The sequence below is a fragment of the Pseudoalteromonas lipolytica genome, assembly GCF_001306915.1.
Classification (GTDB): Bacteria; Pseudomonadota; Gammaproteobacteria; order Enterobacterales; family Alteromonadaceae; genus Pseudoalteromonas; species Pseudoalteromonas simplex.
Map to the genome: position 1 here is coordinate 152,602 of NZ_LJTC01000004.1, position 26,242 is coordinate 178,843.

30 protein-coding genes are annotated in these 26,242 nt (G+C 42.4%); 20 read left to right on the forward strand and 10 right to left on the reverse strand.

The window, feature by feature from the left end; genetic code table 11:
* Positions 1–125: 125 nt before the first annotated feature.
* Entirely contained in the window at positions 126–1,610 is a 1,485-nt protein-coding gene (locus tag AOG27_RS07255) for an FMN-binding glutamate synthase family protein (RefSeq protein ID WP_054552352.1), read from the forward strand.
* A 56-nt stretch (positions 1,611–1,666) separates the two neighbouring features.
* On the opposite strand, the gene mtnK is transcribed toward AOG27_RS07255, so the two are convergent.
* The gene (mtnK, locus tag AOG27_RS07260; protein ID WP_054552353.1) at positions 1,667–2,884 is read right to left on the reverse strand and encodes an S-methyl-5-thioribose kinase; all 1,218 of its coding nucleotides are present in this window, start codon (positions 2,882–2,884) and stop codon (positions 1,667–1,669) included.
* 145 nt (positions 2,885–3,029) lie between these two features.
* On the opposite strand from mtnK, the gene mtnA reads away from it, so the two are divergent.
* Complete coding sequence (gene mtnA / locus AOG27_RS07265) at positions 3,030–4,058, forward strand: S-methyl-5-thioribose-1-phosphate isomerase (protein WP_054552354.1); 1,029 nt, start codon at positions 3,030–3,032, stop codon at positions 4,056–4,058.
* A 1-nt stretch (position 4,059) separates the two neighbouring features.
* Here the strand turns inward: mtnA and AOG27_RS07270 are convergent, their stop codons facing one another.
* From AOG27_RS07270 to AOG27_RS07290, 5 genes are all read right to left on the reverse strand, one after another.
* Positions 4,060–6,222 (reverse strand): winged helix-turn-helix domain-containing protein, encoded by a 2,163-nt coding sequence (locus AOG27_RS07270; RefSeq protein ID WP_054552355.1) that lies wholly within the window; start codon positions 6,220–6,222, stop codon positions 4,060–4,062.
* 94 nt (positions 6,223–6,316) lie between these two features.
* Positions 6,317–6,658 (reverse strand): gamma-glutamylcyclotransferase family protein, encoded by a 342-nt coding sequence (locus AOG27_RS07275; RefSeq protein WP_054552356.1) that lies wholly within the window; start codon positions 6,656–6,658, stop codon positions 6,317–6,319.
* A gap of 1 nt (position 6,659) precedes the next feature.
* Positions 6,660–7,202: a 1,2-dihydroxy-3-keto-5-methylthiopentene dioxygenase gene (locus AOG27_RS07280; protein WP_054552357.1), complete on the reverse strand. Its 543-nt coding sequence runs from the start codon at positions 7,200–7,202 to the stop codon at positions 6,660–6,662.
* Complete coding sequence (mtnC, locus tag AOG27_RS07285) at positions 7,199–7,885, reverse strand: acireductone synthase (protein ID WP_054552358.1); 687 nt, start codon at positions 7,883–7,885, stop codon at positions 7,199–7,201. The genes AOG27_RS07280 and mtnC overlap by 4 nt, the downstream gene beginning before the upstream one ends.
* Positions 7,882–8,511, reverse strand: coding sequence for a methylthioribulose 1-phosphate dehydratase (locus AOG27_RS07290; RefSeq protein WP_054552359.1), 630 nt, complete (start codon positions 8,509–8,511; stop codon positions 7,882–7,884). The genes mtnC and AOG27_RS07290 overlap by 4 nt, the downstream gene beginning before the upstream one ends.
* 99 nt (positions 8,512–8,610) lie before the next feature.
* On the opposite strand from AOG27_RS07290, the gene AOG27_RS07295 reads away from it, so the two are divergent.
* The 3 genes from AOG27_RS07295 to AOG27_RS07305 all read left to right on the forward strand — a co-directional run bounded on the left by AOG27_RS07295 (position 8,611) and on the right by AOG27_RS07305 (position 11,995).
* On the forward strand, positions 8,611–9,753 hold the full coding sequence (locus tag AOG27_RS07295; protein WP_054552360.1) for a methionine aminotransferase: 1,143 nt from the start codon (positions 8,611–8,613) through the stop codon (positions 9,751–9,753).
* Positions 9,741–10,514 carry an amidohydrolase gene (locus tag AOG27_RS07300; protein ID WP_054552361.1) on the forward strand — a complete coding sequence of 258 codons (774 nt, stop codon included), beginning with the start codon at positions 9,741–9,743 and terminating at the stop codon, positions 10,512–10,514. Before AOG27_RS07295 ends, AOG27_RS07300 begins: the two co-directional genes overlap by 13 nt.
* Positions 10,515–10,579: 65 nt before the next feature.
* On the forward strand, positions 10,580–11,995 hold the full coding sequence (locus tag AOG27_RS07305) for a mannose-1-phosphate guanylyltransferase/mannose-6-phosphate isomerase (protein WP_200909087.1): 1,416 nt from the start codon (positions 10,580–10,582) through the stop codon (positions 11,993–11,995).
* A 110-nt stretch (positions 11,996–12,105) separates the two neighbouring features.
* On the opposite strand, the gene AOG27_RS07310 is transcribed toward AOG27_RS07305, so the two are convergent.
* Both AOG27_RS07310 and AOG27_RS07315 read right to left on the reverse strand, forming a co-directional pair.
* Positions 12,106–13,137 carry a hypothetical protein gene (locus AOG27_RS07310; protein WP_054552363.1) on the reverse strand — a complete coding sequence of 344 codons (1,032 nt, stop codon included), beginning with the start codon at positions 13,135–13,137 and terminating at the stop codon, positions 12,106–12,108.
* An 85-nt stretch (positions 13,138–13,222) separates the two neighbouring features.
* Positions 13,223–13,684 carry an EVE domain-containing protein gene (locus tag AOG27_RS07315; protein ID WP_054552364.1) on the reverse strand — a complete coding sequence of 154 codons (462 nt, stop codon included), beginning with the start codon at positions 13,682–13,684 and terminating at the stop codon, positions 13,223–13,225.
* Between the two features lie 79 nt (positions 13,685–13,763).
* Between AOG27_RS07315 and tesB the strand changes: the two genes are divergently transcribed.
* On the forward strand, positions 13,764–14,621 hold the full coding sequence (gene tesB / locus AOG27_RS07320; protein ID WP_054552365.1) for an acyl-CoA thioesterase II: 858 nt from the start codon (positions 13,764–13,766) through the stop codon (positions 14,619–14,621).
* On the opposite strand, the gene plsB is transcribed toward tesB, so the two are convergent.
* On the reverse strand, positions 14,618–17,068 hold the full coding sequence (gene plsB / locus AOG27_RS07325; protein ID WP_054552366.1) for a glycerol-3-phosphate 1-O-acyltransferase PlsB: 2,451 nt from the start codon (positions 17,066–17,068) through the stop codon (positions 14,618–14,620). The two genes, tesB and plsB, sit on opposite strands and share 4 nt — an antisense overlap.
* A 431-nt stretch (positions 17,069–17,499) precedes the next feature.
* Between plsB and rpsJ the strand changes: the two genes are divergently transcribed.
* From rpsJ to AOG27_RS07395, 14 genes are all read left to right on the forward strand, one after another.
* A complete protein-coding gene (rpsJ, locus tag AOG27_RS07330; protein WP_002957900.1) occupies positions 17,500–17,811 on the forward strand; it encodes a 30S ribosomal protein S10 in 312 nt (103 codons plus the stop codon).
* 27 nt (positions 17,812–17,838) lie between these two features.
* Positions 17,839–18,474, forward strand: coding sequence for a 50S ribosomal protein L3 (gene rplC, locus AOG27_RS07335; RefSeq protein WP_036974218.1), 636 nt, complete (start codon positions 17,839–17,841; stop codon positions 18,472–18,474).
* Between the two features lie 17 nt (positions 18,475–18,491).
* Positions 18,492–19,097: a 50S ribosomal protein L4 gene (rplD, locus tag AOG27_RS07340; protein WP_054552367.1), complete on the forward strand. Its 606-nt coding sequence runs from the start codon at positions 18,492–18,494 to the stop codon at positions 19,095–19,097.
* Positions 19,094–19,396 (forward strand): 50S ribosomal protein L23, encoded by a 303-nt coding sequence (gene rplW, locus AOG27_RS07345; protein ID WP_054552368.1) that lies wholly within the window; start codon positions 19,094–19,096, stop codon positions 19,394–19,396. The genes rplD and rplW overlap by 4 nt, the downstream gene beginning before the upstream one ends.
* Before the next feature lie 17 nt (positions 19,397–19,413).
* Positions 19,414–20,238, forward strand: a complete 825-nt coding sequence (gene rplB / locus AOG27_RS07350; protein ID WP_054552369.1) for a 50S ribosomal protein L2 — start codon at positions 19,414–19,416, stop codon at positions 20,236–20,238.
* A 16-nt stretch (positions 20,239–20,254) separates the two neighbouring features.
* Positions 20,255–20,533: a 30S ribosomal protein S19 gene (gene rpsS, locus AOG27_RS07355; protein WP_010376377.1), complete on the forward strand. Its 279-nt coding sequence runs from the start codon at positions 20,255–20,257 to the stop codon at positions 20,531–20,533.
* A gap of 14 nt (positions 20,534–20,547) precedes the next feature.
* Positions 20,548–20,880, forward strand: a complete 333-nt coding sequence (rplV, locus tag AOG27_RS07360; RefSeq protein ID WP_004588690.1) for a 50S ribosomal protein L22 — start codon at positions 20,548–20,550, stop codon at positions 20,878–20,880.
* Positions 20,881–20,891: 11 nt separating this feature from the next.
* Complete coding sequence (gene rpsC, locus AOG27_RS07365; protein WP_054552370.1) at positions 20,892–21,593, forward strand: 30S ribosomal protein S3; 702 nt, start codon at positions 20,892–20,894, stop codon at positions 21,591–21,593.
* A gap of 12 nt (positions 21,594–21,605) precedes the next feature.
* On the forward strand, positions 21,606–22,019 hold the full coding sequence (rplP, locus tag AOG27_RS07370) for a 50S ribosomal protein L16 (RefSeq protein WP_036974208.1): 414 nt from the start codon (positions 21,606–21,608) through the stop codon (positions 22,017–22,019).
* A complete protein-coding gene (gene rpmC / locus AOG27_RS07375) occupies positions 22,019–22,210 on the forward strand; it encodes a 50S ribosomal protein L29 (protein ID WP_054552371.1) in 192 nt (63 codons plus the stop codon). The genes rplP and rpmC overlap by 1 nt, the downstream gene beginning before the upstream one ends.
* Positions 22,210–22,467: a 30S ribosomal protein S17 gene (rpsQ, locus tag AOG27_RS07380; RefSeq protein WP_054552372.1), complete on the forward strand. Its 258-nt coding sequence runs from the start codon at positions 22,210–22,212 to the stop codon at positions 22,465–22,467. The genes rpmC and rpsQ overlap by 1 nt, the downstream gene beginning before the upstream one ends.
* A 50-nt stretch (positions 22,468–22,517) precedes the next feature.
* The gene (locus AOG27_RS07385; RefSeq protein WP_152967123.1) at positions 22,518–23,327 is read left to right on the forward strand and encodes a hypothetical protein; all 810 of its coding nucleotides are present in this window, start codon (positions 22,518–22,520) and stop codon (positions 23,325–23,327) included.
* A 65-nt stretch (positions 23,328–23,392) separates the two neighbouring features.
* Positions 23,393–23,683, forward strand: a complete 291-nt coding sequence (locus tag AOG27_RS07390) for a hypothetical protein (protein WP_054552374.1) — start codon at positions 23,393–23,395, stop codon at positions 23,681–23,683.
* 72 nt (positions 23,684–23,755) lie between these two features.
* A complete protein-coding gene (locus tag AOG27_RS07395) occupies positions 23,756–24,346 on the forward strand; it encodes a hypothetical protein (RefSeq protein WP_054552375.1) in 591 nt (196 codons plus the stop codon).
* A gap of 43 nt (positions 24,347–24,389) precedes the next feature.
* Here AOG27_RS07395 and AOG27_RS07400 read toward each other — a convergent pair whose 3' ends face one another.
* Complete coding sequence (locus AOG27_RS07400; protein WP_054552376.1) at positions 24,390–26,030, reverse strand: endonuclease; 1,641 nt, start codon at positions 26,028–26,030, stop codon at positions 24,390–24,392.
* Between the last annotated feature and the right edge of the window lie 212 nt (positions 26,031–26,242).

Sequence of the window (26,242 nt, forward strand, 5' to 3'; positions counted from 1 at the left end):
TCACTTCTATTTTGTAAATATTTATCCTTTGAACCAACGAAACCTTAAATATATGAAGTGCTTATTGCACGTAATATAAACACCTTATATGCTTTGAAGGATGTCATTTCACAAAGGGGCCTTGGATGAGTGATTTTATAATTTTTAGTATCGATGTATTTGCCAGCTTGTTTATTTTTGCACTCGGTATAGGTTTGCTGGTGATTGTGTGCTTTTACATTAGTGATGTGACGCAATCTAAACAGGCGATTCGCCGTAATTACCCGGTGATCGGTCGCTTTCGTTATTTTTTTGAACGCCAAGGTGAATTCTTCCGACAATACTTTTTTGCCATGGATAGGGAAGAGCTACCATTTAATCGTGCTGAGCGAAGCTGGGTGTATCGTGCTGCGAAAAATGTTGACCGTACTACGGCCTTTGGTTCAACCCAAAGCCTTGAAGCAACGGGCACTGTGATGTTTATGAACTGTGCGTTCCCAACCTTAGATGAAGATGCACTCGACCCGAGCGAAGTCACGTTAGGGCCTTATTGCCAAGCTCCTTATACAACAAACTCGTTATTTAATATTTCAGGTATGAGCTTTGGCGCATTATCTAAGCCCGCTGTTCGCGCATTATCGCGAGGGGCAAAATTAGCCGGCTGTTGGATGAATACCGGCGAAGGAGGGCTCAGCCCTTACCACCTTGAAGGTGGCGCCGATATTGTGTTTCAGATTGGCACGGCAAAATATGGTGTACGAGATGAGCACGGTAAATTAAGCACCGAAAAACTCAAAGCGATTGCTGAGCACGAACAAGTTAAAATGTTCGAAATTAAAATGAGTCAAGGTGCTAAACCCGGTAAAGGGGGTATGTTACCAGGGCGCAAAGTGACTGCTGAAATTGCAAAAATTCGGGGTATTCCTGAAGGGCATGACTCGATTAGTCCAAATGGTCATCCAGAGATTAAATGCCCAGCAGATTTACTCGATATGATTGAAACGGTACGCTGTACCACAGGTAAACCAACCGGTTTTAAAGCGGTTATTGGTGAATACACTTGGCTCGAAACCTTGTTTAGTGAAATAAATAACCGTGGTATTGAATCTGCCCCTGATTTTATCACTATTGATAGTGCCGACGGTGGAACGGGCGCTGCCCCTCAACCCTTAATGGATTCAGTTGGTTTACCGCTGCGCGAGAGCCTGCCTTTGGTTGTTGATCTGCTAAAAAAACATGGTCTCAGAGAACGAGTGAAAGTGATTGCATCGGGTAAGCTAATCGTACCGTCAAAAGTGGCTTGGGCACTCGCGCTGGGTGCTGATTTTATTGTGTCGGCGCGTGGTCATATGTTTTCGTTAGGTTGTATTCAGGCTCTACAATGTAATAAAGATACCTGCCCGACCGGTATTACGACTCATAATGAACGCTTACAGCGGGGCCTAGATGTGACCGATAAGGCACAACGTGTCGCCAATTATAATAAGTTTATTCATTATGGTGCAGGGCTGATTGCTCATTCATGTGGTGTATCAAGTGCCCGCGAGTTAGCTCGCCAGCATGTGCGAGTGGTACAAGAAAATGGTTTATCAGAGCCGCTCGATAAAATGTATGAGCACTACAATAAATAATCTAGTTGAGTTGAATAATTAAAAGGCGCATTAAGCGCCTTTTTACTTTTTGACTATCAGTTTAATAAACTGATTAACAACGAAAAGAACTCGTCTTTATTGTTACAGCTTGTGGCATTGAGCATCAGTTGCTCGCCGAGTACGAGCGTTTGCTGTTGTACTGCTAAACGAGCTTGTGCATCTTCAATACCGTCTATATCTGCAACATGGGCTAAACCAATAGTACGGCGAATAAGTTCAGCGCCACAGTAGCCAATCGCATCACGCAATACGTGTTGTAAGTAATCTTCGCTAAAGGCGCGGTTTGCAAAGCTAATATCAGTTGCTTCCCTGCTTGCGAGGTTTAACCAATGTTGCTCAAATTGGCTATAACAGTCTTGTAAGCAAGTTAATAAATGGGTTTGATACTGACGGCGCTTTGCTTGCTCTGTAATACGGGCGTTTTGGGCACAGTAATTTAGTAGCAAGTTACCCATAAATGAGCCGATATCAAAGCCAACAGGGCCAAAAAAGCCGAACTCTGGGTCGATCATTTTAGTGGTTTTGCTATCAACAAAAATGCTGCCACTGTGCATATCGCCATGCAATAAAGTTTGCGGGCACGATAAAAATTTCGCTTTTAATTTAGCAGCGGCCAATTTTAAAGCATCATTATTACGAATACTTTCGACGTGCTCAGTAAGCTCTGCAGGGAAATTATTGCGCTCATGCTCAATGTACGGATCAGTGAAAAATAAGTCTTCTGTGATCTTACATAAATCAGGGTTAATAAATTGACTGACTTTGGCTTTTTTATCTTCAGCAGATAAGTAAAAGTCTGAGTTATAAAAGCCTGTTCGGCTTAAGTAGAGCGCAACATGGCTGGCCAATAAGGGAAATTGCTCTGCGTTGATTTGTGCGCCACGTAAAATTTGTAACTCACCTAAATCTTCTAACACGGTTAATGCCAGCTCGACATTGTGATGTAATATCGCCACGGTATGCTCTGGACATAACTTACCATGATTAATCAATACTTCGGCTTCGATTCTGGCGCGGTCTAACGATAATGGCCATGACTCACCTACGCAGCGGGCATAAGGGAGTGCTTGCTTTAGAATTACACTGTTGTTGTGCTGATCAGCAACCCGAAAAACTAAGTTTAAGTTTCCATCTCCAAACTCGTATGCAGTCAGTGTTGCATCAGCAGGGAAGACTGAAATTAGTTCGCTTTTAACAAGTTCTTTAATGTAATCAACAGCATGCTCTGCATTAAAGGCAGTGTATTTAGCCATGGCTCTATCTCGTAATACAATTAACTTTGAGCATTCTATACCTGCAACCGTTTAGATGTCCATACATCTAGCTTGTTAGTTATCAAAACTGATGTAAAATAACTATTCACATAAATTAGTTATTCATTAGTTATTCGGATTCAGTATGCAAGATCTCATCGCCAGCAGTATTAAATATCAGCAAGGTACGCTAACCGTGCTTGATCAGTATTTGTTGCCACATCAACAGCATTGGCATGTATGTAACGATGTTGAAACGATGAAAGATTTGATTCTGACTTTGAAAATCCGGGGAGCGCCTTTAATCGGCTTAGGTGCTAGCTTATTGCTTGCACACCTAGCCGAGCAGGGCATGAGTCAATCAGCACTTGCGGTTGCTATAGATGAACTAGAAGCAACACGCCCAACCGCCGTTAACCTTATGCACTGCATGGCCAAGTTACGCGTAGCGCTTGTAGAGACTGATTATGTTGCAGCTGTTGTCTCTACTGCTGAGCAGTTATTTAAAGAAGATATTGCCCTTTGCGATAGCATGGCAGAACGTGGTGCTGCCTTGGTTGATAAAGGTGATAACATTTTAACGCACTGTAATACCGGTGCGTTAGCGACTGCGGGTGTCGGTACTGCATTAGGGGTTATTCATAAAGCGCAGCAACGCCACGGTGATATTCATGTTTGGGTTGATGAAACGAGACCGCTACTGCAAGGCGGCCGCTTAACGGCTTTTGAGCTTGAGCGCTGGCAAATTCCTTATACCTTGATTTGCGATAACATGGCGGCGAGTTTAATGGCTGCGGGCAAAGTCGATAAAATCTTTGTAGGGGCAGACCGTATTGCTGCAAACGGTGACTTTGCTAATAAGGTAGGTACATATAACCTTGCTGTGTTAGCGCATTTTCATAACATTCCATTTTATGTCGTTGCGCCACTTACGACGCTTGATACACAAACGGTGTGTGGTGCGAATATCGAAATTGAGCAACGCAGCCCTAATGAAGTGCGAGGGGTTAGTGGCAGTTTTGGTGAAGCAATATGGGCACCAACTAACGCGAAGGTTTATAACCCGGCATTTGATGTTACACCGGCTAGCCTAGTCACAGGCTGGGTGCTCGATAGCGGCGTTTATAACCAATCCGATATCGAGCAAGGTATTCTAAAACAGTTAATATCGTAAATTACTCTGCGCTTTTTTTAGTGTAGAGCTCAATGCTATTTTGACTATTTGCGGTTAGTAACGAAATCGCCAGCTTGTCATTACTCGCATTGATATGCGTTATATAGTGTAAGGGCCGCATTTTCATTGCTAGATCAACATCTTGTATGTTTGCCAAGTCAATACTATAAATTTCATTATTTGTGGCAATATATAAGCTGTGATGGTTGCTTGTCATAGTGATAATTGAAGGCTTTAGCTCGATTAGTTTGTCAGGAGTTATCAGCTCACTATAAGTATTGCTGTCACTATCTAAAAGCAAATATTTTCCGTATTTAGAATGGACGATTAGCTGATTATCATCATACCAAGCAATTGCCAATGGGGTGTCGATGGTGCTTTTGACAACCTGATCGCTGTTGGTGTGCAAAATCATTAGTTGGTTTTGCTGGTTACTAAGCTCGGTAAAGATTACTGCAATTTTATTACCTCTGACTGCTGCTAGTTTGCTGTTTCCTGGTAGTGTCCAGTGTTTAACTTCTGAAAAGTCATTGGCATTTAATAAGCTTAGCTTTTGATTGCTTTTATTAAAACTCACCAGCTGACTGCTGTCGTTATTTGCAGAAATAATGGTGGCATCTTCACCAATTTTGTCGGTTATATCTATATATTGGTTGTTTTTTCTGAGCCAGTGCTGTCGTTTATAGTATTCAAGATCAGCGAAGTAGACATCATTATTCGGTAGTGCGACAACATCATCCTCATGCTTATTAGCTGTGGCAATATAGCTCATTTGTTTTGATTTTATGTCAAATATAGCCGCATCACTGTCGTGTAAATCAGTGCTGATCAGTACACTTTGTTTATTAAGAGGGTAAGCGTAATTTGCTCGTTTTACTGGGGCTTTAATGGCTTGTCCCCGACTCATGGTATCAAATGAAAATGATTCAATAGTTAATTTACCGCGGTTATACCAAACAAGCGAGTTAGTTTGTTTATCATAAGTTGCAGCCCAAGCTCGGTATTCGTTGGTGGTTAAAAGTTTGAGTGAGCTACCGTCTAAATTCGCTATATAAATTTCTGCTTGGCCAACATTGTGGCGTTCAAAAATAACACGGTTGGGGTTTTTAAGTGTTGTTAAAATATAATCGCCAGTGCCAGTAATATTAGGTGATGTAATGCGAATTTCTTCACCGGTCTTTAAGTCTTGCGCATACAGAGCAGATAGGTGAGTTAAGCCACGGTAATTATTACGTCTTGTAATTGCCGTATTACCAATTTCAATGTACTGATCTGGTGTGATATTTAATATAGATTGATTTGTAACTGGCTTTAGTAATACTTCATTTGATAGCAAATTGCTTGCTTGCCAAGCACTACAATCATTGAAGTCACTGTTTTCACATGAACTATAAAATAGCCGCTCGCCATCTTCAGACCAGCCCTGTAAAAAGACAGCGCCAGATGTAATTGAGTACTCTTTTTTTGTCGTTAAGTCGACAACATAAATATGTTGATTGTCATTTTGCAGCACATAGGCAAGCTGCGTTTTGTCGTGATTTAGCAATAATTGATAGTGAGTGCCCTTATGCCATGAAATCGTTTCGGCTTGCAGGTCTAAAAATGGCGCTTCGTTTTGTGCTTCATCATTTACTTTAGGTTGCTGTAAGAACAACCAAATAGCCGCAATCAATAAACCAAGCGCTAAGGCCGCAAAAGACCATGGCCAGCGTGAAGAATGCTCTTTTTGCACGTTAAGGGGAGTTGTATTAACTGGAGTTTCAGCTTCTTTATGTTCTGTGTTTTTATCTTCTGTTATTTGTGGGTCTGAAATGGGGGTGGGCTCAAGAGGCTTAACTTTAATAAATAGGCTATAACCTTTGCGGTAATGGGTTTTAATAGTTTGCCCGGGCTGCTTTTCTGATTTGAGAGTTTTTCTTAGTTCAGAGATGGCACGGTTAATAGCATTGTCATCAACAAAACTTTGTTGCCAAATATTCTCAACCAGCTCTTGGCGAGTGATAATGCGATCATTATGCTCAATAAAGAAACACAGCAATTTAAACAATAAAGGTTCTAGTTCACGCTTATGAGTGCCATCGCTGATGGTTTGCTGCTGAGTGTTAAATTGCCACTCACCCACATAAATAACGGTATCGCGTAAGGGTGAAAATGCCGACCCCATGTTTAGTCCTTTAACTAAAAAATATTAATTTTGATAGGGAAGATAATAACAGCTTTTGTTCTTGATTTGGGTCTTTTTGTTTTATATTTGTAAATTAAAGGCTGTTTTTTGCAACATATAGCCAAGCTTGGTTGTTACATTGGAATGTTTCTGCGATTCGTTGATAATCATCTACTTCGTAAGCATCAGCCTGATTGAGCTCACGTTTAGTGATTAAATAAATAGTGCCATTAACAATATCACTTTGTTTGCCTGTTTTGATTAACGCCGGGTGAAAACGTTGACCACTACTTTTAAGCACGGCTTCGTCGGTGATCTCGACTTCACCAATGACATACCCAGTTAGCGTAGCAGGTTGACCTTCGAGCAAACGCCCAAAGGTATCAAGCTGAACCTGCGGGTACTGTAATGTACCGTAAGAAAATAGCTTTTCCATATTAGTCCAGCAGCGGGAAGTTGGTAGCAATGGTTGACCCAGTGCTTTTAGCGACCCAACCTTCGGTATTATTGAATAAGCGAATTGCTGTGAACTCAGGGTCGCTGCCCATATCAAACCAATGTGGTGTGAGTTCTGGTACTGAAATTAGGTCGCCTTGTTGACACAGCACTTGATACACTTTATCGCCTAGGTGTAAGCAGAATAAGCCTTGGCCTTTCACAAAAAAACGAACTTCATCTTCGCTATGTGTATGTTCAAATAAGAACTTACTGCGTAGTTCGCTGGCATTTGGACTTCCCTTAGCAAGCGAAATAACGTCCACTGTTTGATAACCCCCTTCAGCCTTAAGGCGCTCTATATCGTTAGCATAGGCAGTTAAAATAGCGTCATGGCTGGTATCTTGGTCAATCTGTGCTGTTGCTTGCCATTGCTCAAAGCGAACGCCAACCGCATTCAGCTCACTGGCAATAGCGCTTAAGTCTTCACTATGAAACAGTATGTTGCTTGCGTTGTTATCGTTATAAATAGTTAATTGACTCATGCTAACAGCTCCGCGCTAAAATCCGAAAAGTCGTTGATATATGGGTGAGCGTCACTTACCGCTTGGCCATCGCGAACAAGGTGCAAAGTGCCAAGACCAGCAGCTTTGGCAGCATCAAGCTCTGCCACCACATCGCTTAAGAACAACACTTCGGCAGCGTCAAATGGTAGCTCTGCAATAATATTCTCATAAGAGCTTTGCTGTTGTTTTGCACCGACTTTAGTGTCGAAGTAATCACTAAATAAAGGTCTAACATCACCATAATCAGAAAACTCAAAAATCAGGTGCTGCGCTTTCACAGAGCCCGAAGAGTAGACATATAAACTTTTACCAGCTTGTTTTTGGGCTTGTAAAAAGTCATAAGCATCTGGGTAAAGGTGGCCAGTAAAGTCACCATTTTCGTAGCCTATTTGCCAAATTAACCCTTGTAACTGCTTAAGTGGGGTAATTTTTTGATCTGTTTCAATCCAATGAATTAAATGTTTAATGACCGTGTCGATATCGGCTTCGGGTTGTTCAATATGTGCCTTAACAGCCTCAATTTGGGCTGCTACTTCTGGGTCGCTTTGATGTGACTTTACAAACTCAGGTAATTGCCCTGTCGCGTAAGGAAATAATACGTCTTTAACAAAAGAAATGCGGGTAATTGTGCCTTCAATATCGGTTAAAATCGCTTTGATCATGGCTGAACTCCAGCTTGAATACCTTCTAATTTTAAGCGCTCAAGCTCACAGCTAAATAGAAACTCTAATCCTTCTAAATGACGAAGTACTTCTTTGATATCTCGGCCAACGACATATAAACCATGGCCACGAATTATTACGGCATGCTCAATAGGGGTGTGAAGGTGATGATCACTGACTAGTAAGCTTAAACGGTCAATGTCTTGGTCATTATCAAAAATGGGAATAGTTAAGGTATCTAAGTGCGATTTGATACCGCTTAAAGATTTTTGCATTTCGTAGCCATGCAAATTGATAGCGTGGCCTTTGATCACACGAGATAACACGGTTGCCGCAACAGAATGAGTGTGCAAAACAAATTTAGCTGACGGGATAAGCTTATACATATTCAAATGTAGCTCAGTTTCAGCTGATGGATTGCCAGAGCCTTTAGTACGATTGCCTTCATGATCAAATTCAATAAATGCATGAGTGCCGAGTTGACCTTTATCGAAACCACTTGCTGTGACGACATAACCGCTTGCAGTGCGGGCTGAAAAGTTACCACCAGTAGCAGGGACCCAGCCACGTTGGCTTACCCATTTACCAGCTTCAATTAGTTCTGAAATAGCGGTATTGTTATGCATATATTCCTCGACATTCTAAAAGTTATTTAGACGGCTATACATCTGTTTTAAGCAATGATAGCATCGCTTCGGGCGCAAAACCATCTTTAAGGAACCTCTGTGTTTGAAAGTAAATTGCCGAATTTAGGCACCAGCATTTTTAGTCAAATGACCGCTCTGGCAAATCAGTATCAAGCTATTAACTTATCTCAGGGTTTTCCTGAGTTTGATGTACCAGAATTACTAAAAAAACAGCTCAATCATTATGTACTTGAGGGAGTAAACCAATATGCGCCTTCAAGTGGGGTTGCAAAGCTACAACAGCAAATAGCGGCTTTGATTGCTAGAAAATACCATAACAACATAAATTACGAGCAACAAGTTACCGTCACCTCTGGGGCAACAGAGGCATTATTCGTAGCAATTCAAGCGCTTGTTAAAGAGGGTGATGAAGTTGTGGTATTTGACCCCGCGTATGACTCGTACCAACCGGCCATTGAACTTGCTGGCGGTCGCTCAGTTCACGTTGCCTTACATGCGCCAGATTATAAAATCGATTGGCAAGCCGTAGCCGATGTCATCACAGACAAAACACGTGTCATCATCATCAACACGCCACATAACCCAAGCGGTAAAATTTTTAAAGCAGAAGATATAAATGCCCTTAAAGCGCTTGTTACTAAGCATGATTTATATGTAATTAGTGATGAAGTGTATGAGCACATTACCTTTGATGGTGCTTTGCATTTAAGTGCGCTGACTGACCCTGAGTTATTTGCACGCAGTTTTGTGATCTCAAGCTTTGGTAAAACCTTTCACAGCACCGGCTGGAAGATGGGTTATTGTGTTGCACCCGCTCAGCTCATGGTGGAGTTTCGTAAAATTCACCAATATGTGACCTTTTCAAGTTTTACGCCTGCTCAGCACGCATTAGCCGATATGCTTGAGTTAGAGCCTGAGCATGTTGATGAGCTAAGTCATTTTTATCAACAAAAACGCGACTTGCTCAGCGAAGCACTAGCGCAAAGCCGTTTTAAAATATTACCAAGTGAAGGTACCTACTTTTTACTACTCGATTACAGTGATGTGTCTGATCTTGATGATGTTGAGTTTTGCCAATGGTTGGTCGAGCAAGCGGGGGTTGCAGCTGTACCACTCAGTGTGTTTTATAACAGTGCAAGCAGCGACAAAGTGATTCGTTTATGTTTTGCTAAAAATGATGACACATTAAAATGTGCCGCGGAGATTTTATGCCAACTTTAACCTTAGCTTTAGTGCAGTCATCACTGCATTGGCTTGATAAAAGCGCTAACCTTGCGCACTTTACAGAGCAGCTTAACAGTTTAAACGAGCAAGTTGATTTAATTGTCTTGCCAGAAACATTTGCCACGGGTTTTGCGATTAATCTAGATTGCAGCGAACCAGAACAAGGCGAGGTACTTAGCTGGTTAAAAGCCACAGCTAAGCAAAAAAATGCTGTGGTTGCAGGCTCTGTTTTAGTTGCAAAAGGCGACAAAAAGGCTAATCGCTTTTATTGGGTTTGGCCAAATGGCGAAGTGAAGTATTACGACAAACGCCATTTATTCTGTTTAGGTAACGAAGGCAATTTCGTCGCAGCAGGCGAGCATCGCGAGGTATTCGCTATCAATGATTTTCGCATTTTGCCGCAAGTGTGTTACGACTTACGCTTTCCTGTATTTCAGCGTAATTGCAACGACTACGATGTGATGATCAACGTAGCTAATTGGCCAGCAGCTCGTCGCCATGTCTGGGATACCCTGCTAAAAGCACGTGCAATGGAAAACCTGTGTTATGTCGTGGGTGTCAATCGCATTGGTGCTGATGGTAATAATGTTGCCCACAGTGGTGGTACTGCCGTTTATGATTTTAAAGGTGACACCTTGGCTAAGCTCGAAGATGGCCAATCGGGTATCATTATTCAGCGCTTAGAAAAATCACCGCTTGATGACTTTCGAAGAGCGTTTCCTGCTCACTTAGATGCTGATCAATTTCAGTTACTGTAATTGCTCGAAGCCGCATACTCAAAAATTTGTTAAACTCATGGTTGGATTATTTACTTTAAGCAATCATGAGTCACAAAATCACCCCCGTTATTCTTGCTGGAGGCATAGGTTCTCGTTTATGGCCTTTGTCGCGTAAAGCGATGCCTAAGCAGTTTTTATCTTTGCTTAGCGAAAAATCACTGTTACAGAGCACGCTTTTACGAGTGGCTGACTCACGATTTAATGCGCCAATTCTAGTGTGCAATGAAGAGCATCGTTTTATTGCTAAAACGCAAATTGCAGAAATCACAGATAGCTATACTTTATTGCTTGAACCTGAAGGTAAAAATACCGCCCCCGCGATTGCCCTAGCCGCTGAATTTGCATTGCAAAATGGTCTAACCGATCCCTTGTTGGTGATGCCTGCTGATCATCATATCAGTAATTTTGATAAGCTTATTGCCTGCTTAGATAATGCGATAGCGCTTTGTCAGCAACAACAATTAGTAACCTTTGCTATTACTCCCACTGAACCACATACCGGCTATGGTTATATTCGCCAAGGTGAGCCGTTAGCCCCTGAAGGTTGTTTTAAGGTGGCTGAGTTCAAAGAAAAACCAGCTCTGCAATTAGCCGAAAAATACCTTGCCAGTGGTGAGTATGGCTGGAATAGCGGCATGTTTTTATTTTTGCCAGATGTGTACTTGAGTGAGCTTAATCGTTTTGCGCCAAAGATTGCTGACAGTGTCGCAAAAGCGGCTAGCTTCACCGCAGATTTAGGGTTTCAACGACCTGTTGCGGGTGCGCTCACAGCATGCCCAAGTGATTCTATTGATTATGCTATTTTGGAGCGTAGCGCTAACGTTGCTGTTATACCTGTTGACTTAAATTGGAGCGATGTTGGCAGCTTTTCTGCATTATCGAAAATCGCAGAAAAAGACCATCATGGCAACTATTTAGCCTCACAAGGGGTGAGTTTAGATAGCGAAAATAATCTACTGATCAGCGAAGCTGACCACACTATTGCGGCGCTCGGCGTAAGTAATCAAGCAATTATACATACTCATGATGCCACCTTAGTGGCAGACAAAAGTGCACTTGATAAGCTCCCAGATTTACTTAAACAGCTCGCTGTTGTCGATAGCGATAAACTAACCCACCATCAAGCCGTATTCAGACCTTGGGGCAACTATCGAACTTTAATTGAAAGCACTGGCTTTAAAGTAAAGAAAATAATCGTAAACAGCGGCGCAAAGCTTTCAACTCAACGCCATCAGCACCGTGCAGAACATTGGGTTGTCGTATCTGGAGTGGCAAGCGTGCGAGTAGGTGATGATGAATTTGAATTATCCGCCGACCAATCTTGTTACATCGCGGCTAAGCAGCTACACAGCCTTGCTAATCAACAATACACGCCACTAATCGTTATCGAAGTACAAACCGGAGCGATACTTGATGAAACTGACATCGAGCGATTTGATGATAGGTATGGGAGGGGATAGCTGGAAGCTTTAAGCTTATCGAAAAGGAGGCTTTTTAACAGAGCTTATTTGAATCATAAGTTGGATTTTTGCCGCTTACTGCTAATGCTTCTAAACTTACAGCTGCTGTATCACTTTAACTGTTTTAGTTTATGGTCTATCACAGGATCATCAGGTGAAAGTTGCTGCGCCACTTCTAAGACCTTAATTGCATCGTTTGGGTGCTCATCTTGGTGTTTGATTGCAACATCAATCAGCGGTTGCACATCAATCGCATCTTTTTGCTCTTGCATGTGTTCGGCTTTTTCTTCAGCTAAAATTGTATGCGCGGTGCTTAGTAAGGCTAAACGATGTGGCGAACTCTTATTTGCCTTATTTAGACGACGATAATAATCTTCTTTAAAGCGCAGCGTTTTGGTTTGCTGGCGGAATTGGGCTATATCAACTTGCTGGTGGCTAATAAAATCAATAGCAACATCTTTATAAAAGCCAAACTTATTTAAATATGTTGCATGAACACTATGGCCCATACCAAACACGCGTAAGTGGGTTAGTTGTGGGTAACGTTTAGCATGAGCTCGGTCGATGCGATTCGTTGGGTCGTAAATAATATAACCCTTTGCATGGCCTAAATCTAAATCGTGGTAGTCACCGTTCCAATCGAATTTTTGCGCGATGTCGGTGCTTGAACGGTCATCCCATGGTGCTTTTTCTTTGTTTTTTGTGCTAACAGGGTGAAAGAGTAAAACTTTATCAAGCTTTAATAGGTTGGCAAAGGCGCCAACGGCAAAGCCTCCTCGACTCAAGCCATAACCTAACCGCTCTTTGAACCCGCCAATCAGTGGTGCTAGCTGCTCAATGAAAAACAACAGATTACGGTGCCTAAACCAGTTGCTAATGCCTAAATGTTGAAAAGCGATAATATTCACATCTTGCTTTTTCGCGAGCTTATAAGCCCAAGGCGAAAAATCATCAGTGATATCATGTTGTTGATAATTGGTTCCAGCAGGAGAGAAGGTAATTAGCAGGGGCTTATTGGCATCAATGATATGGTATTTTACATAAACATCGCCAAGCAAATCACCGCCAGTCATAGGTACAAGGCTTTGTTGCTCATCGCGTGGGAGATTGGTCCATTCCTCTAACCAATAAAGTAATTTCATACATCCCCCTTAGTACCTCTAAAATAAAGGGGCGAAATTATAGCAAAAATAGCAGCTCATTAAAAATGGCTACTACTTTATATGCTTATCGCTCGCTCATTGCGATGATCTGTTGCCAGTCATGTTCGGTGACTGGCATTACTGACAATCGGCCGCCTTTTTTAAGAGCGATTTCGGTAATTGACTCATTGGCTTTAATCGCTTGCAGGCTAACTAGCTTATTAAGGTGTGATTGGTATTGCACATCGACTACAAACCAGCGCGGGTTATCAGCAGTTGCTTTAGCATCGTAGTAATCGCTATTTAAATCAAACTGTGTTGGGTCGGCATAAGCTTCGCGAGTCACCGTAGCGATACCTGCAACACCCACTTGCTTACAACTCGAATGATAAATCATTACCAAGTCACCATGCTTGATACCATCGCGAAGAAAGTTGCGGGCTTGATAATTACGCACGCCATCCCACATAGAGGTTTGCTCAGGTGCGTTTTTTAGATCATCAATTGAAAATGCATCGGGTTCGGTTTTAAAAAGCCAATAAGCCATAATGAGGTGCTCTTACAAAGATTTACTTCCAATTAGTCTATAGTATCATTAAACGCTTGTCGGGATTGAGGATAAATAAATGAGCCAAGTATTAGATGACCTACTGTCATTAATGTCGTTAGAAGAGATTGAGCAAGGCTTGTATCGCGGGCAAAGCCAAGATTTAGGATTTAGAGCTGTATTCGGTGGCCAAGTAATGGGCCAAGCTCTATCTGCCGCAAAAGAAACATTACCACAAGGGCGTATTGTTCACTCTTTACACTCTTACTTTTTGCGCCCAGGTGATGCTGCAAAGCCGATTGTCTATGATGTAGAGAATATACGTGATGGTAAAAGTTTTAGTACTCGCCGTGTAAAAGCAATTCAATATGGTAAGCCGATTTTTTACATGACTGCTTCTTTCCAAGGTGAAGAAGAGGGCTTATCACATCAAGCGCAGATGCCTGATGTACCACAGCCTGAAGAATTAAAGTCATCGCTTGAATTTTACCAAGCAAATGCAGAGCTTATTCCTGAACCAATTCGAAATAAGTTCATCCGAGAAGTACCAATTGAAATGCGTCCTGTGACCTTTCATAACCCATTCAAACCACAAGTGATGGAGCCAGTTAAGCATATTTGGTTTAAAGCTAATGGTGAGATGCCTGACGATCAGCGTATTCATAATTACTTACTTGCGTACGCATCTGACTTTGAGTTTTTACCAACTGCATTACAGCCGCACGGCGTATCGTTTATGCAGCCGAATATGCAGGTTGCAACGATTGACCATGCAATGTGGTTTCACCGCCCGTTTAGACTAGACGATTGGATTTTATATTCGATTGATAGCCCAAGTGCGAGCTCTGGTCGTGGTTTGGTGCGAGGTCAGTTCTTTGACCGTCAAGGCAATTTGGTTGCCTCAACGATCCAAGAAGGGGTTATGCGTCAGCGTTAATCTTTTACGTGCTGAGCTTGGCTTTGCACTATATCGTCAATTGACTGCCAGACCCGTGCTGGCAGCAATGCTTTAAGATATAAATACACTTCACACAGCTCATTGCTACCCGTTAAGCCTTGCTCTGTTTCGGTAATTAGCTTTTGCTCTCGCAAGCTTGAAATAAAACCAATAAGTACTTTTTTGTCGAAGAACTCTGGGGTTTTAATGCCGTGCAAGGTGCCTAAGCGCTCTGCTAACACTTGACTTTCATGTTCAAGCTCTTCACGCTCAATACCACTGCTAGTTTGAATAAAGCCAACCACGATAGCGTAGCGTTGTAGTGTTAAACTTAGGGCACGACCGAGCATTTCGAGTTTCGCTAAGCAGTCGTTGCTGTTAGTGATCTTGATATTATCGCCATCAATTTCAATCAGGTCCTGATCAACGAAGCTTGCAAGTACGCGCGTAATGTAGTTTTCATCTAACTCATGCAAGAACCACTCTTTGGCAAACAGTGGGTAAAAACGTGCAATCAAGGCTTGGCAATCAGCCATGGTCGTTTGATGTGCTTTGAATAAATGCAGCGCCAATAAGCTCGGTACTGCAAATAAGTGCAACACGTTATTACGGTAGTAGTTGAACAGTGTTTTTTCTTTATCGTTAATCGCGATAATTTCGCCAAACTCGTCACTGATCACATCAAACTTATTAAGTTTAAGTGCATGCTCTAATAGCTGCTCGGCGCTTTCGTCTGGTGTGGTCACCTTTTCACTGTAGCTTGCGCTACGTTGTAAATGTAAATAAAACTCAAGCTGAGCAATCAGCTTAGGTTTACTTAGCGCGTGTTTATCATTTACCAGTAATATCATCGCAAGTAGATTCACTGCATTGAGTGCAGCGGCGCTATTAATATTAACCATTACCTTATCAGCGAGGTTAGCGACTTGTGGTCCAAGCCATTGTGGTTTCTGAACATCAGTTGGGTGAATCGACTCTCGCCAATCAGGTTGTTGATCATTGAGATATTGGTTTATCGATATAGGGTCGCCAAAGTTTAAATAACCACGACCGTAGTTTTTAAGGTTTTTAATTGCCTTAAAGATACCTAATACCGACTCACCTTTTTTATCGTTACCGGCAAGCTCTTTTAAGTAAGTATTAATTTCCATTACGTGCTCATAACCAATGTATACAGGCACAATCGAAATAGGGCGGTCTATGCCACGTAACATAGCTTGTAATGTCATAGCGAGCATACCAGTTTTTGGCGGTAACAAGCGACCAGTTCGGCTACGACCACCTTCCGTGTAGAACTTAACTGAATAGCCTTTGATAAATAACTGGCTCAGGTACTCTTTAAATACTGACGAATACAATTTATTGCCCGCGAATGAGCGGCGAATAAAGAAAGCACCACTGCGACGGAAGATTCCCCCTGCCGGGAAGAAATTTAAGTTGATACCGGCAGCGATATGCGGCGGAACTAAGCCTAAGTGGTAAATAGAATAGGTCAGCAATAAGTAATCCATATGCGATCGGTGACATGGCATATAGATAATCTCGTGGCCTTTATCTGTAAGCTCATGCACCTGCTCAGAAAACTTAATATCAATCCCGTTATAAAGCTTATTCCACAGCCAAGTTAAAATACGGTCTGCAACACGAATGGTGGCATCGCTATAATTGGCGGCAATCTCATCAAGTAGCTTCAGCGCATTTTGGCGAGCTTGCTCTTGGCTGATGTTTTTTTCTTTCGCTTCTATTTGAATTGCTTTTTTTATTGTTGGTGAGGCAAGTAGCGAATTAAATAGCTGCTCACGTGATGGCATTTTCGGGCCTGTCGCTGCCAATTTTTGGCGACGAAAGTGCACGCGGGCTACACGTAAAAGCTTATGAGGTAGTTCATCAACATCGGCTTTTTCATTGACCAATAACGATAAGTCGAGCGGTTGGCTAAAACGGATAAAGTTATCGCGCCCTGAGAATAGCAACACAAAGAATTTACGAAACCAGCTGGGTGTTAATGAATGAGACACCAAAGTACCTAAACCTGGCTTTTCTTTGCCTGGGTTGCGGCCCCATAAAATTGTCACTGGGATCACTTGGACGTTTTTCTCACCTGATTGCATCAGGTGGTCAATAATTTGTTTGCCTTGCTGCAGGGCATTGCTTGGTTTGCTTTTGTTACCAAATAGCGGTGGTGGGTTTTGAATACCGATAAAGCGATCAAGTTCTGCATTACCTAATAACTGCTCTTCGGTCGGGTTAGGTAAGCCGTATTTTTTACATACCCTTGCCAGTGCCGCTAAATCAGAGCGTGCATTTAGCCTAACAATATAAAAAGTAGGGTTGGCTGGGTTTAGATTGTATTGTTCAATCGGATTTTCTGGCAGCACCTTACTTTTTACAAACAAGCGGTTCATACCGGCAGAAATGAAATTTAAACAACGATTAATGATACGCATCAACTCACCAAAGTTATTAGTAGATATTAAATAGACCGAGTCTGGTCAAAAATAAGCGGCATAGAATAACAATTATTAACTGGACTGACCATTTAAAAGCGATTTTCTAGCCTCTTTACTCGCACAAGTATAATTTAAAGACGCTAATGTTATTGATAAAGTTCGAAAATTAAACAAAATTTAATTTAGACCTTTGAGATTTTCAAAATAGTTGTTGCATTTATCACCAATCTATCTATAATACGCAGGCTTTCAAAATTCCCTCGGGAACTTGGAAGGAAAGATTAAGCTTGGATTTCAAGCTAATAAACAGGAATTCCGATTTGGAATTCATCGTAGATATAAGAAAGCAGCCGACATCTTAGTTATTAAGATTGTTTCGGTCGTTTTTTTATGCTCTTTTTAAATGCTCTTTATATTGAGGTTTAAGAATGTCAAATCAACGCATTCGTATTCGCCTAAAAGCTTTTGACCACCGTTTGATTGACCAATCAACGGCGGAAATCGTGGAAACTGCGAAACGCACTGGCGCACAAGTACGTGGTCCAATCCCACTACCTACACGCTTTGAACGTTTTACTGTACTAACTTCACCGCACGTTAACAAAGACGCGCGTGATCAGTACGAAATCCGCACCCATAAACGTCTGATCGACATCGTAGAACCAACTGACAAGACTGTTGACGCTCTAATGCGTTTAGATCTTGCTGCTGGTGTTGATGTTCAAATCAGCCTGGGTTAATCGGAAGATTAGAGAGGTTTTAGGAAAATGGCATTAGGTCTAGTCGGTCGTAAAGTGGGTATGACACGTATCTTCACTGAAGATGGTGTATCTATCCCTGTGACAGTTATCGAAGCGACACCTAACCGCATTGCTCAGATCAAATCTGAAGCAACTGACGGTTATAACGCGCTTCAAGTAACCGCAGGCACTAAAAAAGCAAGCCGTGTAAACAAAGCAGCAGCGGGTCACTTCGCTAAAGCTGGTGTTGAAGCGGGTCGCGGTCTGTGGGAATTCCGCCTAAATGGTGGTGAAGGCGATTTTGAAGTAGGCGCTGAGCTTACTGTTGAATTATTCAACGAAATCAACAAAGTTGACGTAACCGGTACTTCTAAAGGTAAAGGTTTCCAAGGTGGTGTTAAGCGCTGGAACTTCAGCATGCAAGACGCTACTCACGGTAACTCTCTATCTCACCGTGCTCCTGGTTCAATCGGTCAAAACCAATCACCTGGTAAGGTGTTTAAAGGTAAGAAAATGGCCGGTCACATGGGTGCTGAGCGTGTAACGACTCAAAACTTAGAACTAGTTCGCGTTGACGCTGAGCGTAACTTGCTTTTAGTTAAAGGTGCAGTACCTGGCGCTATCGGCGGTGACGTTATCGTTAAACCAGCTGTTAAAGCATAAGTCCTGGAGATTTAGTGATGGAATTAGCAATTAAAGACGCTTCTGGCGCTCTTGAAGTTTCTGAAGCTACTTTTGGACGTGAGTTTAACGAAGCATTAGTACACCAAGTAGTTGTTGCTTACGCAGCAGGTGCTCGTCAAGGTACTCGTGCTCAGAAGACACGTTCTGAAGTAAGCGGTGGTGGTAAAAAACCATGGTCTCAAAAAGGTACTGGCCGTGCACGTGCTGGTACAATTCGTAGCCCAATTTGGCGTTCAGGTGGCGTTAGCTTCGCAGCTAAACCACAAGATCACAGCCAAAAAGTAAACCGTAAAATGTACCGCGGTGCGATCAAAAGCATCTTATCTGAATTAGTTCGTCAAGAGCGTTTAATCGTTGTTGAGCAGTTTGGTCTTGAAGCACCAAAAACTAAAGAACTAGTTTCTAAGCTTAAAGAACTTGAGCTTAAAGATGTTCTAATCGTGACTGAAGAAGTAGATGAGAATCTTTTCTTATCGGCACGTAACCTATACAAGGTTGACACGCGTGATGTAGCTGGTATCGATCCTGTAAGCCTAATCGCTTTCGATAAGGTACTTATTACAGCTGCTGCTGTTAAGCAACTTGAGGAGGCGCTAGCATGATCCGTGAAGAACGTCTTTTAAAAGTGATCCTTGCTCCACACATCTCTGAGAAAAGCACTATCGCTGCTGAAGAGAACAACACGATTGTTTTCAAAGTAGCTTCTGATGCAACTAAAGCTGAAATCAAAGCTGCAGCAGAAAAGCTTTTTGAAGTAGAAGTAACTGGTGTTCGCACACTAAACGTTAAGGGTAAAACAAAACGTACTGGCATGCGTTTCGGTCGTCGTTCAGACTGGAAGAAAGCTTACGTTACTCTTAAAGAAGGTAGCGAGCTAGACTTTGTCGGCGGCGCCGAGTAATAAGGGGAGTTAGAATTATGGCACTTCAAAAGTGTAAACCAACTTCTGCGGGTCGTCGTCACCTGGTTAAAGTGGTTAACCCAGATCTACATAAGGGTAAACCTTACGCACCACTACTAGAGAAAAACTCTAAGTCTGGTGGTCGTAATAACAAAGGTCGTATCACGGTTCGTCACATCGGTGGTGGTCATAAGCATCATTACCGTGTAATCGACTTTAAACGCACTAAAGATGGCATTCCAGCTGTTGTTGAGCGTCTAGAGTATGATCCAAACCGTAGCGCAAACATCGCTCTTGTATTATATGCAGACGGTGAGCGTCGTTACATTATTGCACCTAAAGGCTTAAAAGCTGGTGATTCAATCCAATCTGGTATTGATGCACCAATCAAAGCTGGTAACACGTTACCAATGCGTAACATGCCTGTAGGTTCGACTGTTCACAACGTAGAATTAAAACCAGGTAAAGGCGCGCAAATCGCACGTTCTGCTGGTGCATACGTTCAAATCCTTGCTCGTGAAGGTCAATACGTAACTCTACGTCTTCGTTCTGGCGAAGTTCGTAAAGTTCCAGCTGACTGTCGCGCAACACTTGGTGAAGTAGGTAATGCTGAGCATATGCTTCGTTCACTAGGTAAAGCTGGTGCAAATCGCTGGCGTGGTATCCGTCCGACAGTTCGTGGTGTTGCCATGAACCCGGTAGATCACCCGCACGGTGGTGGTGAAGGTCGTACATCTGGTGGTCGTCATCCTGTGTCTCCATGGGGTAAACCGACTAAAGGTGCTAAGACACGTAAGAACAAGCGTACTGATAAATTTATCGTACGTCGTCGTACTAAATAATAGTTGAGGAATAGCCATGCCACGTTCTCTCAAGAAAGGTCCTTTTATTGACCTACACTTGCTGAAGAAGGTAGAGAAAGCGTTGGAAAGCGGTGACAAGAAGCCAATTAAAACTTGGAGCCGTCGTTCAATGATCATACCTAACATGATCGGATTGACCATCGCTGTCCATAATGGTCGTCAGCACGTTCCTGTGTTCATCACAGACGAAATGATCGGTCACAAACTAGGTGAATTTGCACCAACTCGTACTTACCGCGGTCACGCTGCGGATAAGAAAGCGAAGAAACGTTAAGAGGGGAATGATAAATGCAAGCATTAGCTAAACATAAATTCGCCTCTGGTTCGGCGCAAAAAGCACGTCTAGTTGCAGATCAGATCCGCGGACTTCCGGTTGATCGCGCTCTAGAAATCCTGGCGTACAGCCCTAAAAAAGCGGCTGTATTAGTTAAAAAAGTACTTGAGTCTGCTATTGCTAACGCAGAGCATAACGAAGGTGCTGACATTGATGAGCTTCGTGTAACTACGATCTTTGTGGACGATGGTCCAACAATGAAGCGTATTATGCCACGTGCTAAAGGACGCGCAGACCGCATCCTTAAGCGTACAAGCCACATCACTGTTGTGGTTTCAGATAGCTAGGAGTATAAGTAATGGGACAAAAAGTTCATCCTACTGGTATTCGCCTAGGTATCTCTAAACCTTGGGTTTCTACCTGGTACGCGAATTCAAAAGATTTCTCTGATCAGCTTTTTGGCGATCACAAAGTACGTACTTTCCTTACTAAGGAATTAAAAGCGGCTTCTGTGTCTAAAATCGTTATCGAGCGTCCAGCTAAATCTATCCGTGTAACAATTCACACAGCTCGTCCTGGTGTTGTTATCGGTAAAAAAGGCGAAGACGTTGAAAAACTACGTCAAGCAGTAACTAAGATTGCAGGTGTTCCGGCTCAGATTAATATCGCTGAAGTTCGTAAGCCTGAACTTGATGCACAACTAGTAGCTGACGGTATTGCGTCACAGCTAGAGCGTCGTGTTATGTTCCGTCGCGCTATGAAGCGTTCGGTACAAAATGCAATGCGCATTGGTGCAAAGGGTATCAAAGTTGAAGTTAGCGGTCGTCTTGGCGGTGCTGAGATCGCACGTTCAGAATGGTATCGTGAAGGTCGTGTACCTCTACATACTCTTCGTGCTGATATCGACTACGCAACTTCTGAAGCCTTAACCACTTATGGTATCATTGGTGTTAAAGTTTGGATCTTCAAAGGCGAAGTTATTGGTGGTTTACCACTAGTACAAGAGCAAGAGAAGCCAGCTAAACGCGCGCCAAAGAAAGCCAAAAAAAGTGCTAAGTAGAGGTAGCGAGTAATGTTACAGCCAAAACGTACAAAATTCCGTAAAATGCACAAAGGCCGCAACCGCGGTTTAGCGCAAAACGGTAACAAAGTAAGCTTCGGTACTTTCGGTTTGAAAGCTACTGGCCGTGGCCGTATGACTGCTCGTCAAATCGAAGCAGCTCGTCGTGCTATGACACGTCACGTAAAGCGTCAAGGTAAAATCTGGATTCGTGTATTCCCAGATAAGCCAATTACGAACAAACCATTAGAAGTTCGTATGGGTAAAGGTAAAGGTTCTGTTGAATATTGGGTTGCTGAAATTCAACCTGGTAAAGTACTTTACGAAATGGAAGGTGTTTCTGAAGAGCTTGCTCGTGAAGCATTTAACCTTGCAGCGCGTAAATTACCATTCACAACAACTTTCGTAACTCGGACGGTGATGTAATGAAAGCTAGCGAACTAAAAGACAAAAGCGTAGAAGAGCTAAATGCTGAACTTCTAGGACTTCTTCGTGAGCAGTTCAACCTGCGCATGCAAGCAAGCACTGGTCAGTTAGCTCAGACACACACGCTAAGAACAGTACGTCGCGATATCGCGCGTGTAAAAACAGTTATTAACCAGAAGGCAGGTCAATAATGAGCGATAAAATCCGTACTCTTCAAGGCCGTGTAATCAGCGACAAGATGGATAAATCTTTCACTGTTGCTATCGCACGTTACGTGAAGCATCCAGTATATGGAAAATTCATCAAACGTACGACTAAACTACACGTACATGACGAAAACAACACAGCTCAAACTGGTGACGTAGTTACTATTTCTGAGTGCGCTCCTATTTCTAAGACTAAGTCTTGGACTTTAGTAGACGTTGTTGAGCGTCCAAAGAAAGCTTAATTTTTAATTAAGTTTCCTTACTAAAAAGCCCCGGCATCTGCTGGGGCTTTTTGTTTTTAAAATACCGCTTACCGCCATTTTCTGATGAACTATTTCACTCATCTGACACTCTTAAAAATAAAAAGCGAGGCGCTTGGGTGTTAAAAGGGAATTACAAAGCATGGATCATCTCGATTACGCTACATGCTATGCTTTTATTGTTATTTGCTCGATATGGAAAGTCTGTGAAACTTCCCGCAGTCGCTGAACCGCCCAAGGTAATCAACGCGTATGTGAGTGTCGATTTAACAAAGCTACCAAGTTTGCAGAAGACTCAAGACAAACGTTTATCGGATCAGCCGCCAGAAATAGTTGATGAAGCGAAGGCTTTGCCGCTAAGAGAGGAAACCCCTCATAGCAGTCCTAAGCAGAAAAGAGATGCTAAGGTTGTTGAATACTCAGTTAGTGAATCCCAAGAAGTGACAACTGAGGTCGCAAAGCCTGATCAGGCACCTGAACACTCAAAAATAACCGAAGTACCCTTTAAAAAGCTCAACCCGTATGCGCCAATTCCAGAACTTAAGTTTGAAAATGACTCTTCTAATGCATCGCTATTTGGTCTGGTGAACGCCGCAAATAATAATTCGTCTGTAGGCAGGATATCTGTACCTGTGCAATTAACAGTATCAGATAAGGCAAAAGTCGTTTGGCAGAGTGGTGATGGCAGCAAGCGCATCGAGGTGCTAAATGGTATGTGTTATGGCATCGATTTTAATTCGGTGTTTGGTAAATCTGGAGTGCCAAGCGGTTCGCCCAGACCTTGTGAAGACAAGGATGCTAGATTATTTAAAGAAATAATGAATAAGTGGAGTAAAAACTAATAAAAAAACACTTTACCTCAACCTAACTTGAGCTTTTAAAGTGGCGTTTTTAAAAGGGCGCTACAATGAATCCATTAGAAAACTATCTATTAAGTTTGCAGATTAATACTTATAAAACTTCAATTTATCAAGTTATTGAAATACAAACGCGTATTTGGCAATCACTCCAATCAGGCTCTAGCTATGCACTGGCCATGCTGGAGGTATTAGAAGTAGTAAACCATTCAAAACAACAGCAGCATCAAGCACTGTTAAAGCAGGTGTTACAGCTTCTTGGCTATAGTGCCCAATCTCAAGTCGGTAATAATTTACTTGTTGCGCATAAGCGCTTTTCACATTCGTTAGAATTATTATGAGCTGTCATTATTAGGTCACAAAGGTTGGGTGAAATAATACTGTTTTAAGGATTGAAACGGAGTTTCTGCATCATGAATGAGCAGCCAGAGATAATTATTATAGGTAATGGCCCAATAAATACCGAGCTTGCTGAGCTGATTGATTGTTGCCCTCGTGTCGTTCGTTTTAACCGCTGTGCAGCAATGCCTACGCACCTAGGTAGGCGGTGCACTGATCTTTGGCTACTGGGCCGAGGAAGGCAGGCGCAAAGCTTACTTACTGATCCGCTTGTGATGCCGCTTGAAGGGATAAGTAAAGTTGTCGTCACTGATCCTGCGCCAAATTTACTTATGCAGCACATATTCAAACTGATCCGCCGTCAAAGCCGGCTTGACCATGGTGACGCTTTGTTTAAGCACTATGGCACAGGTTTGCAGCAAGAAAGGTTAACCCAGCAATTTCGCCAATCAGTCCTTGAGTATCTATTAACGTTAGGGCCAACAATACATAAGCCATATTGCCCAAGTTCAGGAACTTTAGCGATTGTTCACTACCTTAAATTGTTTTCAAAAGTGCATATAGCAGGTTTTGGTTTTCAGGGCTGGAAGCGTCATCCGTGGCATTTAGAAAAACGCTATGTATCAGAGTTAATTCACGAAAACAAAGTCATTATGCTTGACTGAAAAAAGGCACTTAGCCGAAACTAAGCGCCTTGGCTTAACGAAGTTACCAAATCATTTCTACAAATTCTGGGTGATCCACAAATGGGTTGCGGTTACCTTGATGTTCATAAGCGGCTTGGTTACGGTCAAGCTCTAATTGGCTAACGGGATCCTCGTTATGCCACTTTAATAACATAGTAACGACCCAGCTCTCAAAGACCTGATTAGATGAACCATTCAGTACAGCGTTACTGTAGGTTGTGTTGTTTTGCCATGAGCCAATCACGTTTTCATAGCGTGTTGCCATATAGAAGTACGCTCTTGCAAAGTCACCTTTAAATTCATCAATTGGTTCAAAAACCGTTCCTGAGTAATTTAATGAGCTGGCTGCACTACCTACTTTGCTGCCGTTACTAGAGGTATAGTTTGCACTAGCTACTTCACCAAATGGGTAGTTACTGCGTTTTGAATTGACATAACCGTCAGTGGCAAAAATATGATGTACGTCTGAATTCATTGGCTCAATTGTTCCACCAAACCAACTTTTCGGGAAAGAATGCTCACGGTTGTAGCAGTCTGCTTCGCTGTTGTATGTCCCACATTGGTCGCTCACAGCAACATAGTTGTAGCTGTCTTGGCCTGCAGGGTTTTCTGAATAACGATCTAAAATAGAGTTGTCGTTTTCAAAATACTTATCGCGTGAAGCAACATCGTAAAAGCTCCAAATCGCAGAATAGCCTTGTGAGTTGTGATCTTTAATGATGTTGTATAACTCTGTTTTTAGTGCATAACCACTAAGGCCTTGCGTTGTAACATAGTATCCCGATGGCTCTGTTGGGGTTGTACCACCACCGTCACCGCCGCCTGAGCTATCGCCTAGGCTAAACGGCGTTGCTTCTGAGCTTTGGAAGCTTGCACCACTGGCAAGTACTGTTTGACCTAATGAAAGGCTGTAACTGCCATTGCCGAATGAGCAGCATATGCCATCACCATAACTATCAAAAATAGTAAAGCTATAGTCACCATCCGTTAAACATGCTTGCTCACTGTACTGAGTATTTGCTGCATAGCTGCCGCCTGATGCTACTGCACTACCTTGGCTATTGGTGATTTGCCAGCTGGTTTCTTCTCCATAGTTATCGGTAGTGAGGGTTAAAGACACTTGGTTATAGGCGCAGCTGCCCGAAGGTGGTGGGGTTGCGCCAGTGCTTGGTGCAAAGTTATCTACATAAACTACTTCGCTACCATCAAAACCAGTTACGTCGTAAAAGCGCAGGCCAACATTAATTGATGTGGTAGCAGAGGCTGTGTACTGATAACTGATTTGTTGCCATTGATTAGTTAATGCTGAATTAGAATAGCCTTGATAGCCATCAACCACTAAGCGAGCTTTTACGCCGCCTTCTGTATGGTAAACCCAAGCTGAAAACTCATAAGTTTCACCCGCCACTACATCAACTAGCTGCTGTAAATCGGTATTACTTTGCGTGCCAGTATTAACCACGACTTGCGCTGAGTAATTACCTGAGTAAACCACATTACTATTAGCGCTAAGGCTAATACCGCTATCTATGGTGCTCCAGCTTGCAGGGATGTTTGCTGACCAGCTTTCGAAGCTGGCGTTATTAACATTTGCCAATGCTGAACTCGCTAGGCACAGCAAGCCACTGGCTAGCATATATTTTTTACATGTCCCGTGTGACATTGTATTTTCCTTTTCATATTTTTTAATAGTTATTGCTGTTCTTAAAATGAACACAGCGAGTATAGGCTAATTGTCTCATGTTGCAATAATGTTAATTAATAAAAGTTTCTTATTTGGGAATTTTTGCTTTTAACATGTTTTTTTTGGATAAATACTAAATTAATAACTAAATGGAATATCAAAGCAGATTCTATTCTTTTTTAATCGCCTCA